This window comes from Acidovorax sp. 62 (assembly GCF_002754495.1).
GTDB lineage: Bacteria > Pseudomonadota > Gammaproteobacteria > Burkholderiales > Burkholderiaceae_C > Acidovorax.
Map to the genome: position 1 here is coordinate 2,002,967 of NZ_PEFJ01000001.1, position 12,547 is coordinate 2,015,513.

A 12,547-nucleotide genomic window follows, 5' to 3' on the forward strand; every position below is an offset into this window, starting at 1 on the left:
AAAGAGGCAGAGAAGAGCGCGACACAGTGAGAATCTCCAGAGTCAGTGAAACAGCCGAACGCACTGGTTTGGGGCGCACAGCGCGCCGAGCATAACAGCCGCTGTATTCATACAGCCCAAGTTGAGGCCACGCTAACGCAGCATTCCTGCACCATTAAAGTGCCTGATAGTAGAGGCGACCCAAGGGCATGCAAAAGGGCATTGAGTCTCCTCAGACACTCCCTGGGATAATCGCTACCTATGTCCCTCCTGCCCCACCAGCTTGAACTGCTGTCGCCCGCGCGCGACGCCGACATCGGCATCGAAGCCATCAACCACGGCGCCGATGCCGTCTACATCGGCGGCCCCGCCTTCGGCGCACGGGCCGGCGCGGGCAACGACATCCGGGACATCGAGCGCCTCGTGAAGCACGCGCACCGGTTCAATAGCCGCATCTTCATCACCCTGAACACCATCTTGCGCGACGACGAACTCGAAGCCGCGCGCCGCATGGCCTGGCAGGTGTACGAGGCCGGAGCCGATGCGCTCATCATCCAGGACATGGGCCTGCTGGCGCTTGCCGACATGCCGCCCATCCAGCTGCACGCCAGCACCCAGACGGACATCCGCACGCCCGAGAAGGCGCGCTTCCTGCAGGACGCGGGCCTGTCGCAGATCGTGCTGGCGCGCGAGCTCACGGTGCAGCAGATCGCCGCGGTGCACAAGGCGCTGGGGCCGGTGGATGCGCCGGGGCGGGCCAACATCGAGTTCTTCATCCACGGCGCGCTGTGCGTAGCCTACAGCGGCCAATGCAACATCAGCCATGCGCAGACCGGCCGCAGCGCCAATCGGGGCGACTGCAGCCAGGCCTGCCGCCTGCCCTACCAGGTGACGGACGCGCAGGGCCGCTTCATCGCGCACGACAAGCACGTGCTCTCCATGAAGGACAACAACCAGAGCGACAACCTGCGCGCTCTCATCGACGCCGGGGTGCGCAGCTTCAAGATCGAAGGGCGCTACAAGGACATGGGCTACGTGAAGAACATCACCGCCCACTACCGCACGCTGATCGACGAGATTCTGGAAGAGCGCGAGAGTGCAGGCCGGCCGCTGTCGCGCTCGTCCAGCGGCGCCACCACCTTCACCTTCACGCCCGACCCGCTGCAGAACTTCAACCGCGAGTTCACCGACTACTTCGTGACCGGCCGCAAGGAAGACATCGGCGCGTTCGACACCCCCAAGAACCCGGGCCAGGCCATCGGCTGGGTGACCAAGGTGGGCCCGGACTTTGTCGAGCTGGAGGTGAGCGACCCCGCCACCGTGCTGCACAACGGCGACGGCCTGTGCTACTACGACCTGCACAAGGAACTGGTGGGCATGGCCATCAACGTGGCCGAGCCCGTGTTCGCGCGCAGCGTGGGCCAGTGGCGCGTGTACCCCAAGGACCCGATGGACGGCTTCAAAGACCTGCGCAAGGGCACTGAGGTCAACCGCAACCGCGACATGGACTGGGTGCGCACGCTGGAGAAAAAGTCCAGCGACCGCCGCATCGGCCTGTGGGCGCACCTGAGCGAGAGGGCTGCCGGCTTCAGCCTGATGCTGACGGACGAAGACGGCAACGTGGGCTGTGCCGACGTGCAACATGCTCACCAGAGCGCCACCGATGCAGCCAAAGCCGAAGCCAGCCTGCGCGAACAGCTGGGCCGCTTCGGCGCCACCATCTTTGCAGTGCACGACATCGTGCTGCAGCTGTCCGAGCCCTGGTTCGTACCCGCGTCGGTGCTCAACGCGCTGCGCCGCGACGCGCTGGCCGACCTTGAAGACTGCCGCGCGCGCAACTTTGCACGCCTGCAGCGCGCGGTGCCGGTGGAGCCGCCCGTGCCCTACCCCGAAGACACGCTCTCGTTCCTGGGCAACGTGTTCAACCAGAAGGCGCACGACTTCTATGTGCGCCACGGCGTGAAGGTGATAGCTGCGGCGTATGAAGCGCACGAGGAGGAAGGCGAAGTCAGCCTCATGATCACCAAGCACTGCGTGCGCTTTTCGATGAGCCTGTGCCCCAAGCAGGCCAAGGGCGTGACGGGCGTGCAGGGCACCATCAAGGCCGAGCCGCTGATGCTGATCAACGGCAAGGAAAAACTCACCCTGCGCTTTGACTGCAAGCCGTGCGAGATGCACGTGGTGGGCAAGATGAAGAAGTCGGTGCTCAACCAGCACGCCAAGGAGACAGAGGCGCTGGCCGTGCCGCTGCAGTTCTACCGCGCGCGGCCTACGGGCAATTCGCTATCGAAATAGTAGCTGCTGGCGCTTATCTATCAAACGGTACAGGCATTTTTTATTCAATATTCGCAGGCCGTAACGCGCCTGCGGTCAGCCTGCGCTGAGCGCATAAGCTCATAGCCAACGATTCGACCCATGCGCACCGTCCCGGTGCAAGAATGGCCGCTGCCGCCTGCGTGCACACCGTGCCGCAGGCGCCCGTGTCAGCTTTCTCATTCCACCCAACGGGAGACCCCTCCGCATGAAGATCGAAACCCTTGCCGTCCACGCAGGCTACTCGCCCGACCCCACCACCAAGGCCGTGGCCGTGCCCATCTACCAAACGGTGGCCTACGCCTTCGACAGCGCGCAGCACGGCGCGGACCTGTTCGATTTGAAGGTGCCGGGCAACATCTACACCCGCATCATGAACCCCACGACCGACGTGCTGGAAAAGCGCGTCGCGGCGCTCGAAGGCGGCATTGCGGCGCTGGCCGTGGCCTCTGGCATGGCGGCCATCACCTACGCCATCCAGACCATTGCCGAGGCGGGCGACAACATCGTGTCGGCCAGCACGCTCTACGGCGGCACCTACAACCTCTTTGCGCACACGCTGCCCCAGCAGGGCATCACCACGCGCTTTGCCGACCCACGCGACCCGGCCAGCTTTGCGCAGCACATCGACGCGCGCACCAAGGCGATCTTCATCGAGTCCATCGGCAACCCGCTGGGCAACGTGACCGACATCCGCGCGCTGGCCGATGTGGCCCATGCGCACGGCATCCCGCTGATCGTGGACAACACGGTGCCCAGCCCCTACCTGCTGCGCCCCATCGAGCACGGCGCCGACATCGTGGTGCACTCGCTCACCAAGTACCTGGGCGGCCATGGCAACAGCGTGGGCGGCGCCATCGTGGACAGCGGCAAGTTCCCATGGGCCGAACACAAGGCCCGCTTTCCGCGCCTGAACGAGCCCGACGTGAGCTACCACGGCGTGGTCTACACCGAAGCCCTGGGCCCCGCCGCCTTCATCGGCCGCGCGCGCGTGGTGCCGCTGCGCAATACCGGTGCGGCGCTGGCACCGCTCAATGCCTTCTTGATCCTGCAAGGCATCGAGACCCTGGCCCTGCGCATGGACCGCATCTGCGACAACACACTGGCGCTGGCCCAATACCTGCAAAGCCACCCCAAGGTGGAATGGGTGCGCTACGCGGGCCTGCCGGACCACCCGGACCACGCGTTGGTGCAGCGGCAATCCGGCGGCAAGGCATCCGGCATCCTGAGCTTCGGGCTCAGGAGCACCGACGCCGACCCACGGGCGGCCGGTGCGCGCTTCCTGGATGCGCTGCAACTCTTCACCCGCCTGGTGAACATCGGCGACGCGAAATCGCTGGCCACACACCCCGCATCGACCACGCACCGCCAGCTCAACCCCGAAGAGCTGGCCAAGGCGGGCGTGAGCGAGAGCATGGTGCGGCTGTCGGTGGGCATCGAGCACATCGACGACCTGCAGGCGGACTTGGTGCAGGCGCTGGACAAGGTTTAGCACCCTCACAGCGACTCAACTCGCACGAAAGCATCACAACCGCGGCCTGCGACCAAGGGCCTTGAGCAGGGGCTGTGTGTCAACGCAGCCCGTGCTGTGCAGGCATGCACAATGCGCCAATGGAGCCTCAAAGAAAAAGCGAAGCAGTTCCGGTCCAACCAAGGCCCTTGCCTCTCGTCGTCCGGTGGCTACTTCTGCTTTTTGCTTTGGCCAATTTGGGGCTGGGCATTCTGGGTATCTTTATTCCCGGCTTGCCCACGACGGTGTTCATTTTGATGGCGGCCTGGGCCGCAGGCAAAAGCTCGCCGCGCCTGTATCGGTGGCTGTGGAATCACCGCCTGTTTGGCCCCATGCTGCGCAACTGGGCCAATGGAGGTTGTGTCAGCCGCCACGCCAAATGGGCTGCGACCGCAGTGATGTCATCCAGCACCGTGATCCTGCTACTCAGCCACACAGCACGCTGGGCTGCGGCCACAGCCATCACATGCATGGTGGTGGTACTCGTTTGGCTGTGGAGAAGGCCTGAGCCCTGAGCCTGGCCTGCACCTTGTTTTTGCACAAAGTGCTCGACGTGTTGAAATAGCGATATTTTTATGTATATAATCTAAGTCTTGTTCCTCGATAGCTCAGTCGGTAGAGCGCCGGACTGTTAATCCGTAGGTCCCTGGTTCGAGCCCAGGTCGAGGAGCCAAGAATTCAAATGCTTTACACATCTAAGTAAAGCAATACATACCGATTATTCCTCGATAGCTCAGTCGGTAGAGCGCCGGACTGTTAATCCGTAGGTCCCTGGTTCGAGCCCAGGTCGAGGAGCCAATATAAACCCTGCACCCCACGGTGCAGGGTTTTTTTTTGCCCCATCGCTGCTGCACGCATTCCATTATTCTTCGATCATCCGGCAATACTTCCCGCATTCCCGCACAAACCCCCTTCGCCCGATGGAATCACACCTACCCTGGCTAGAACCCAATGATCCCATGCCCACTCCGGATTGCGCATGGGGAATGGGCACCCCAGCCCCCGGACTACTCGCTGCAGGTGGCGCACTGAACACATCCACCCTTCGCAAGGCCTATGCGCAAGGCACCTTCCCCTGGTTCAGCGAAGGGCAGCCGATTCTCTGGTGGGCTCCCGACCCACGCATGGTTTTGAATACAAGCGACTTCAAACTGCACCCCTCTCTGCGCAAGACATTGCGCAAATTTCGCGATGCCCCCCACTGCTCCATTCGAGTCGATAGCGCCTTCTCCTCCGTCATCCATGCCTGCGCCACCCGCGAACGCACCGGCCAAAGCGGCACATGGATCTTGCCATCCATGGTGCAAGCGTACGAACAACTCCACAACGAAGGCATCGCCCACAGTGTAGAAACCTGGATCGACGGAAAACTGGTGGGCGGCCTTTATTGCATCGCCTTGGGCAAGGCTGTGTTTGGAGAGTCAATGTTTGCCTATGCCACCGATGCCTCAAAAATTGCGCTGGCGGCACTGGTCTGCATTGCGCGCGAGCATGGAATTCCGTGGATTGACTGCCAGCAAAACACCCGCCACTTGGCATCGCTTGGTGCCAAGGAGATGCCCCGAGACCTGTTCCTTACGGGCATTCAAAAGCTGCACAGACAGCCAGAGATCCCATGGGAGTTCAAGTCCGTATACTGGTCACAGTTGTTGCCCAACTGACCATCCCGGCATGACGCACCTGAACGAACTCCCACTGCAAGCCCTGCAGTACTACGCGACAGCGCCCTACCCTTGCAGCTATCTCCCAGATCGACTGGCACGCTCTCAGGTCGCAACCCCCAGCCACCTGATTCAGAACACGCTGTACTCCGACTTGGTGGCCAAAGGGTTTCGGCGCAGCGGTATGTTCACCTATCGACCGTATTGCGATGGCTGCCATGCATGCAAGCCCCTGCGGGTTTTGGCAGCAGAGTTCAAGCCCGACAGAAGCCAAAAACGTGCTCACGCTCGCCACATAGCGCTTCAGGCCCAAGTGCTTCGGCTTTGCTTTGTGCCAGAGCACTACCAGCTGTACCAACGCTACCAAAAAGGAAGACATGCGGGTGGCGGCATGGACCAGGACAATATTGACCAATACACCCAATTCCTGCTGCAAAGCAGGGTGAACTCCCGCCTCGTAGAGTTCAGAGAACCCATGCCGGATGGCAATCCAGGGGCCCTCAAAATGGTGTCCATACTGGACGTGCTAGACGACGGAATCTCTGCCGTTTACACGTTTTATGAGCCAGAGCCCAACTGCAGCTATGGCACCTACAACGTCTTGTGGCAAATAGAGCAAGCCCGGGCACTCCACTTGCCCTACGTGTATCTCGGGTATTGGATCGAGCAAAGCCAAAAAATGAACTACAAGGCTCGCTTCATGCCCCACGAAACCCTGGAAGACCAAGGCTGGCAACGCACAGGCAGCCTCTGAAGCCTATGGGCGGCCTCGCAAGAGGACGCGCTGAAACGCAATCGGCAGGAATGGGTGAAATGCCTCTTTGAAGCGCCTGCCCGTTCAAGCCTTAGGAGCCCCCAGGTTTGAATCCCATGCACCATTTCAGCCCAAGCTATTCGCCGTGTATTCACTGCACATCGCACTTTGCCCCCGTACCGCAAAGACTGCAGCGCGCCCCTTGAGAAATTGCCAACAAATGCCCAGCCAAACAGGGCCTTCGCTTCGCATTTCACAAGGTAAGATGCCACGGCATATGCTGCATTACCGCCCATGAAAAAATCAGACCCCGACGTCCCAGCAAAGCCCAGCGTTCAGGTGCTCGAACGCATGTTCACGTTGATTGATGTCCTGGCCTCACGAGAGGACGCGATCTCTCTTAAAGAGATCAGCGAGAAGACAGGGTTGCACCCATCCACCACCCATCGCATCTTGAATGACCTGACCATCGGCAGGTTTGTAGACAGACCAGAGTCTGGCAGCTACCGGTTGGGCATGCGCCTGCTAGAGCTCGGTAACCTGGTCAAAGCCAGGTTGAGTGTGCGCGATGCGGCGCTGGCCCCTATGCGCAATTTGCACAAACTGATCCAGCAACCCGTGAACCTGAGCATGCGGCAGGGCGACGAGATTGTTTATATCGAGCGAGCCTACAGCGAGCGCTCAGGCATGCAGGTGGTCCGGGCCATTGGCGGCAGAGCCCCTCTGCATCTGACATCTACCGGCAAACTGTTCCTTGCGCTGGACGACCCACAGCGTGTACGAGCATACGCCACCCGCACAGGTCTGGCAGGCCACACCCGCAACAGCATTACCCAGTTGCCCATCCTTGAGAGAGAACTCGCGAAGGCGCGCCAATATGGGATTGCCCGGGACAATGAGGAGCTGGAACTGGGGGTGAGGTGCATGGCCGCTGGGGTCTACGATGACCAGGGCAAGCTGGTGGCAGGCCTCTCGATCTCCGCCCCCGCAGACCGACTGGATGAGGGCTGGCTTGCCAAACTTCAATCGACGGCCCAAGAAATCTCGTTGGCTCTGGGCTACTCACCAGAGCGCAACCAATCACTGGCAACACCACAACAGACCATCGTCCGCACCAAAGGCTGAGCGCGCGCCCCACATCCATGGGCATCATCAGTGCGCAGTGGCAAGGAATGCAAAGCAAAAATGGTCGATAACAAATGAATTGAGCCTGCCGCTCTCAGCGCACAGGCTCAACTCAATGAATCCCAAGTCGGGGAAGACTCCCCCTCGCAACGCTCAGCCGTGCTCACCCTTCGCCACGACTTTAGAGCCACTGCCACCAAACGATGAAGCGGACTCCACCCAGTGCCTCACACGCTCTGCGTCACCCAGGCGGCTGAACTTACCCGCAGAATCCAAAAACACCATGATCAACTTGCGACCTGCTATTTCGGCCTGCATGACCAGGCAGCGCCCAGCTTCAGAGATATAACCCGTCTTCTGCAGCCCGATATCCCATGTGGGATTTTTCACCAGACCATTGGTGTTGTTGTACTGAAGCGTCTTGCGCCCCACCGCCACTTCGTAGCTGGGTGATGTGGAAAGCTCGCGCAGCATAGGGTCGCCATGGGCCACATTGACCAAGGTGGCCAAATCACGGGCACTGGATTGGTTTTGGCTGGACAGCCCCGTAGGCTCAACGTAACGCGTATCGGCCATGCCAATAGCGCGCGCCTTGGCATTCATCAGGCCCACAAAGGCACTCAGCCCACCAGGGTAGGTACGCCCTAAGGCATGTGCAGCGCGGTTCTCGCTAGACATCAAGGCCAGATGCATCATCTCGCCACGGGTCAGCGTGGTGCCAACGCTCAGACGGGAGCGGCTGCCCTTTTCAGTGTCCACATCATCTTGCGTGATGGTGATGGGCTCATCCATGGGCAGGTGCGCCTGGCTGATGATCAAGCCAGTCATCAGCTTGGTCAGCGAGGCAATGGGCAACACGGCATGGTCATTTTTGCTGATCAGGACCTCATGGGTGTCCTGATCAATCACCAGAGCCACGCTGGACTTGAGGTCCAGAGGATCGGAGACCTCGTGCAGTCCGGCCATTTGGCCAAACGACAACTTGGCAGGCACGATAGCGGCGCGCGATGCGGCCTGCGCCTTGGAAGAACGCTCGGCAGCTAGCGCAGCAACGCGGGTTCGCCCCTTGGCGGGACGGTCGGCAGTGCGCGACACAGCCGCAACACGGCGAGTGTCTGCCGTCTTTTTGGTAGCAGCCGTCGCGGAAGGGGCCGCTTTTTTGACGGTCACACGCTTGCGCTCAGCGGCATCGGCTGCCGGAGCCACCAACGCAGAACTGATGACAACAAGGCTGATTACAGAGAGAGCCCGGCTCACTGCGGTGCGAAGGCGATGGTGCATCCAAGTGCTCCAAACGTTAGTAAATGTGTTGCAGTGTACAGAATCAAAAAAAGTCGCGCAAGATCAATACCTTGCACGACTTTTAATGAAATTGGTTGAATTATAAATTGCTTACTCAACCCTGCGCTGCCACCCTGTCCGCTTTACTTTGTAACTTGTTCAGAGCGCTCAGGTACGCCTTGGCGGAAGCCACCACGATGTCCGGGTCCGCCCCCACCCCATTCACAACCCGGCCGCTGTTCTGCAATCGCACCGTCACTTCGCCTTGGCTCTCTGTCGATCCACTGATAGCGTTGACCGAATACAGCACCATCTCTGCGCCACTCTTGACGTGGGACTCAATGGCTTTCAACGAGGCGTCCACAGGGCCATTGCCGACCGACTCGCCATGCACTTCGGTGCCGTCGACAGTGAAAACGACGCGCGCCCTGGGCTGTTCACCCGTCTCGCTTTGCTGGAACAGTGATACAAACCCGTACTGCTCGCGCTCGCTGGTCACGCTTTCATCGCTTACCAGGGCCAGAATGTCCTCGTCAAAAATCTCGCTCTTGCGATCGGCAAGCTCCTTGAAGCGCGTGAAGGCCGTGTTGATTTCTGTCTCACTGTCCAGACTCACGCCCAGCTCTTGAAGCCGCTGCTTGAATGCATTGCGGCCGCTGAGCTTGCCCAGCACAATCTTGTTGGCACTCCAGCCCACATCTTCCGCGCGCATGATTTCGTAGGTGTCACGGGCCTTGAGCACGCCATCCTGGTGAATGCCCGATGCGTGCGCAAAGGCATTCGCGCCCACCACAGCCTTGTTGGGCTGCACCACAAAACCCGTGGTTTGGCTCACCATGCGGCTGGCCGCCACAATGTGCTGGGTGTCGATGCCAAGATCCAGGTTGAAATAGTCGCGGCGCGTCTTGATCGCCATGACCACTTCTTCCAACGAGCAATTGCCTGCGCGCTCACCCAGGCCATTGATCGTGCACTCCACTTGGCGCGCACCGCCAATCTTCACACCGGCAAGCGAGTTGGCCACCGCCATGCCCAAGTCGTTGTGGCAATGCACCGACCAGACGGCTTTGTCGCTGTTCGGGATGCGTTCACGCAACGTCTTGATGAAGTTACCGTACAACTCTGGAATGGCATAACCCACGGTGTCCGGGACATTGATGGTGGTGGCGCCCTCGGCAATCACGGCCTCCAGCACACGGCACAAAAAGTCGGGTTCGCTGCGATAGCCGTCTTCGGGGCTGAATTCAATGTCGGCCACCAGGTTGCGTGCGAATCGCACAGACTGCTTGGCCTGTTCCAGCACTTGCTCGGGTGTCATGCGCAGCTTCTTCTCCATGTGCAATGGAGACGTTGCGATGAAGGTGTGAATGCGAGCGGAGTTGGCCCCTTTGAGCGCCTCTGCAGCGCGCGCGATGTCGCGGTCGTTGGCACGCGACAACGAGCAAATCGTGGAGTCCTTGATGGCATTGGCAATCGCCTGCACCGCCTCAAAGTCGCCGTTGGAGCTGGCAGCAAATCCGGCTTCGATCACATCCACCTTCAGGCGCTCCAGCTGGCGCGCAATGCGCAGCTTCTCGTCCTTGGTCATGGACGCGCCGGGGGATTGCTCGCCATCGCGCAAGGTGGTGTCAAAAATGATGAGTTTGTCTGCCATGTCGTTTCTCCTGGTACTGGTGGGGTTAGCCCGCAACGCTCAAAAACTGTCGCCCAATGAAAAAGGCCCGCTGCGGGTGCATACGGGCCTTTGTGGAAAAGTGTGCGCGTGCGCCTACTGTCTCCGCCCGTGGGGAGGTAGCAGTAGAGCCAGAGCGAACATATTCATGCGTTGCAATGTAGCACAAGTCCACAACCACGGGCACTTTCACTTGTGAAGTCCACGCTCGTCCGGCTCATCGGTAGAGGTGCTGATCACACTGCTGTGCTGCCCTTTGGCTTTGCGCCATGCGTAGACGCCATAGCCACTCACGCCGTACAACACAAACACGCCAAACAGCACAATCGGTGGGTGGATGTTGATGATGGCAATACCCAGCGCAATCAACACGATGGCGGCAAAGGGCACGCTCTTTTTCATCTGGATATCTTTGAAGCTGTAAAACGGCACATTGGTCACCATGGTGAGGCCTGAGTACAGGGTGAACGCAAACATCACCCAGGTGATCTGCGACCAACTCAGCCATGCATCTTCGCCTGGATGCACGCCCAACTCGGTCATCAGCCAGATAAAGCCAGCCACCAAGGCCGCCGCAGCGGGTGAAGGCAGCCCCTGAAAATAGCGCTTGTCCACCACGCCGGTGTTCACGTTGAAGCGCGCCAAGCGCAGCGCGGCGCAGGCGCAGTACACAAACGCTGCAATCCAACCCCAACGTCCCAGGCCTTGCAGCGACCACTCATAGGCAATCAAAGCCGGTGCGGCACCAAACGACACCATGTCAGACAGCGAGTCCATCTGCTCGCCAAACGCGCTCTGGGTGTTGGTCATCCGAGCGACCCGCCCATCCAGACTGTCCAGCACCATCGCACAAAAAACACCCACGGCAGCCATATCGAAGCGGCCATTCATTGCCATGACGATGGAATAAAAGCCACCGAACAACGCCGCCAGCGTGAACAGATTGGGCAGGATGTAAATGCCCTTGCGACGCTTGCGAACCATGACACCGGCGTTGTCGCTGGGCTTATTGCCATCATGCATCAAACAGACCTCCAGCGCTTTATAGGCAAGCGCAAACAGCTATTATATTTATAGCAAATCAATCCAAGGACGCGAAAGCGCCACACCTATCGCCAGACCACCTCCGCCAGCCAGACGAAAGAGGCAGTGTAGCCTCTGCCAACCCTGCCGACGGCGCCAATGAAAAAGGCCACCGAGGTGGCCTTTGGATGCTTCACACCGGAAGAATCAGTTGCGGGTCTGGTCGACCAGCTTGTTCTTGGCGATCCAGGGCATCATGGCGCGCAGTTGACCGCCCACCTTTTCGATGCTGTGCTCGGCCGTGTTGCGACGGCGGGCTGTCATCGATGGGTAGTTCAGGCGGCCTTCCTGGATGAACATCTTGGCGTAGTCGCCATTCTGGATGCGCTTGAGCGCATTGCGCATAGCGGCGCGCGATTGCTCGTTGATCACTTCAGGACCAGTCACGTACTCGCCGTATTCGGCGTTGTTCGAGATCGAGTAGTTCATGTTGGCAATGCCGCCTTCGTAGATCAGGTCCACGATCAGCTTGAGCTCGTGCAGGCACTCGAAGTAGGCCATTTCAGGAGCGTAGCCGGCTTCGACCAGGGTTTCGTAACCCATCTTGATCAGCTCCACCGCACCGCCGCACAGCACGGCTTGTTCGCCGAACAGGTCGGTCTCGGTTTCTTCCTTGAAGTTGGTCTCGATGATGCCAGCCTTGCCACCGCCGTTGGCAGCAGCGTAGCTCAAGGCCAGGTCACGGGCCTTGCCGGACTTGTCTTGGTGCACTGCGACCAGGTGGGGCACGCCGCCGCCTTGGGTGTAAGTGTTGCGCACAGTGTGGCCTGGGGCCTTGGGGGCGACCATCCACACGTCCAGGTCGGCACGGGGCACAACTTGGTTGTAGTGGACGTTGAAACCGTGGGCAAAGGCCAGCGAAGCGCCTTGCTTGATGTTGGGTTCGACGTTGTTCTTGTACACGGCTGCGATGTCTTCATCGGGCAGCAAGATCATGACCACGTCGGCCGCCTTCACCGCATCGTTGACTTCCAGCACGTTCAGGCCAGCCTTGCCAACCTTGTCCCACGAGGCACCGCCCTTGCGCAGGCCGACCACGACCTTCACGCCGCTGTCGTTCAGGTTTTGTGCATGGGCATGACCTTGCGAGCCGTAACCAATGATGGCCACGGTCTTGCCCTTGATCAGGCTCAGGTCGGTGTCTTTGTCGTAGAAAACTTTCATGGGTC

General features: G+C 60.0%; 10 protein-coding genes and 2 tRNA genes. 8 read left to right on the plus strand and 4 right to left on the minus strand.

The genetic code is table 11. The annotated features are described in order from the left end of the window. Nucleotides 1-240 precede the first annotated feature (240 nt). The 8 genes from CLU86_RS08890 to CLU86_RS08925 all read left to right on the plus strand — a co-directional run bounded on the left by CLU86_RS08890 (nt 241) and on the right by CLU86_RS08925 (nt 7,342). A complete protein-coding gene (locus tag CLU86_RS08890) occupies nt 241-2,274 on the plus strand; it encodes a U32 family peptidase (RefSeq protein ID WP_099741368.1) in 2,034 nt (677 codons plus the stop codon). Between the two features lie 226 nt (nt 2,275-2,500). Then, nucleotides 2,501-3,784, plus strand: coding sequence for an O-acetylhomoserine aminocarboxypropyltransferase/cysteine synthase family protein (locus tag CLU86_RS08895; RefSeq protein ID WP_099741369.1), 1,284 nt, complete (start codon nt 2,501-2,503; stop codon nt 3,782-3,784). A 119-nt stretch (nt 3,785-3,903) separates the two neighbouring features. Continuing rightward, nucleotides 3,904-4,317 (plus strand): YbaN family protein, encoded by a 414-nt coding sequence (locus CLU86_RS08900; RefSeq protein WP_099741370.1) that lies wholly within the window; start codon nt 3,904-3,906, stop codon nt 4,315-4,317. Between the two features lie 82 nt (nt 4,318-4,399). Further along, nucleotides 4,400-4,475 (plus strand) — tRNA-Asn (locus CLU86_RS08905). Between the two features lie 49 nt (nt 4,476-4,524). Continuing rightward, nucleotides 4,525-4,600 (plus strand) — tRNA-Asn (locus CLU86_RS08910). A gap of 122 nt (nt 4,601-4,722) precedes the next feature. Then, the gene (gene aat, locus CLU86_RS08915) at nt 4,723-5,463 is read left to right on the plus strand and encodes a leucyl/phenylalanyl-tRNA--protein transferase (protein ID WP_099655738.1); all 741 of its coding nucleotides are present in this window, start codon (nt 4,723-4,725) and stop codon (nt 5,461-5,463) included. Between the two features lie 10 nt (nt 5,464-5,473). After that, nucleotides 5,474-6,217, plus strand: coding sequence for an arginyltransferase (locus CLU86_RS08920; protein ID WP_099655739.1), 744 nt, complete (start codon nt 5,474-5,476; stop codon nt 6,215-6,217). 294 nt (nt 6,218-6,511) lie between these two features. Next, complete coding sequence (locus tag CLU86_RS08925; protein ID WP_099741371.1) at nt 6,512-7,342, plus strand: IclR family transcriptional regulator; 831 nt, start codon at nt 6,512-6,514, stop codon at nt 7,340-7,342. Between the two features lie 153 nt (nt 7,343-7,495). Here CLU86_RS08925 and CLU86_RS08930 read toward each other — a convergent pair whose 3' ends face one another. The 4 genes from CLU86_RS08930 to ilvC all read right to left on the minus strand — a co-directional run bounded on the left by CLU86_RS08930 (nt 7,496) and on the right by ilvC (nt 12,542). Further along, nucleotides 7,496-8,623, minus strand: a complete 1,128-nt coding sequence (locus CLU86_RS08930) for a serine hydrolase (protein WP_099741372.1) — start codon at nt 8,621-8,623, stop codon at nt 7,496-7,498. 115 nt (nt 8,624-8,738) lie between these two features. After that, nucleotides 8,739-10,277, minus strand: a complete 1,539-nt coding sequence (locus CLU86_RS08935; RefSeq protein WP_099741373.1) for a 2-isopropylmalate synthase — start codon at nt 10,275-10,277, stop codon at nt 8,739-8,741. 207 nt (nt 10,278-10,484) lie between these two features. Beyond that, the gene (gene pssA, locus CLU86_RS08940) at nt 10,485-11,318 is read right to left on the minus strand and encodes a CDP-diacylglycerol--serine O-phosphatidyltransferase (RefSeq protein WP_099655743.1); all 834 of its coding nucleotides are present in this window, start codon (nt 11,316-11,318) and stop codon (nt 10,485-10,487) included. 207 nt (nt 11,319-11,525) lie between these two features. Next, the gene (ilvC, locus tag CLU86_RS08945; protein WP_099741374.1) at nt 11,526-12,542 is read right to left on the minus strand and encodes a ketol-acid reductoisomerase; all 1,017 of its coding nucleotides are present in this window, start codon (nt 12,540-12,542) and stop codon (nt 11,526-11,528) included. Between the last annotated feature and the right edge of the window lie 5 nt (nt 12,543-12,547).

What these genes read in the sequence shown, in the direction of transcription:
- CLU86_RS08890 (WP_099741368.1), top strand. Translation starts at nt 241, where the DNA reads ATGTCCCTCCTGCCCCACCAGCTTGAACTGCTGTCGCCCGCGCGCGAC.
- CLU86_RS08895 (WP_099741369.1), top strand. Translation starts at nt 2,501, where the DNA reads ATGAAGATCGAAACCCTTGCCGTCCACGCAGGCTACTCGCCCGACCCC.
- CLU86_RS08900 (WP_099741370.1), top strand. Translation starts at nt 3,904, where the DNA reads ATGGAGCCTCAAAGAAAAAGCGAAGCAGTTCCGGTCCAACCAAGGCCC.
- aat (WP_099655738.1), top strand. Translation starts at nt 4,723, where the DNA reads ATGGAATCACACCTACCCTGGCTAGAACCCAATGATCCCATGCCCACT.
- CLU86_RS08920 (WP_099655739.1), top strand. Translation starts at nt 5,474, where the DNA reads ATGACGCACCTGAACGAACTCCCACTGCAAGCCCTGCAGTACTACGCG.
- CLU86_RS08925 (WP_099741371.1), top strand. Translation starts at nt 6,512, where the DNA reads ATGAAAAAATCAGACCCCGACGTCCCAGCAAAGCCCAGCGTTCAGGTG.
- CLU86_RS08930 (WP_099741372.1), bottom strand. Translation starts at nt 8,623, where the DNA reads ATGCACCATCGCCTTCGCACCGCAGTGAGCCGGGCTCTCTCTGTAATC.
- CLU86_RS08935 (WP_099741373.1), bottom strand. Translation starts at nt 10,277, where the DNA reads ATGGCAGACAAACTCATCATTTTTGACACCACCTTGCGCGATGGCGAG.
- pssA (WP_099655743.1), bottom strand. Translation starts at nt 11,318, where the DNA reads ATGCATGATGGCAATAAGCCCAGCGACAACGCCGGTGTCATGGTTCGC.
- ilvC (WP_099741374.1), bottom strand. Translation starts at nt 12,542, where the DNA reads ATGAAAGTTTTCTACGACAAAGACACCGACCTGAGCCTGATCAAGGGC.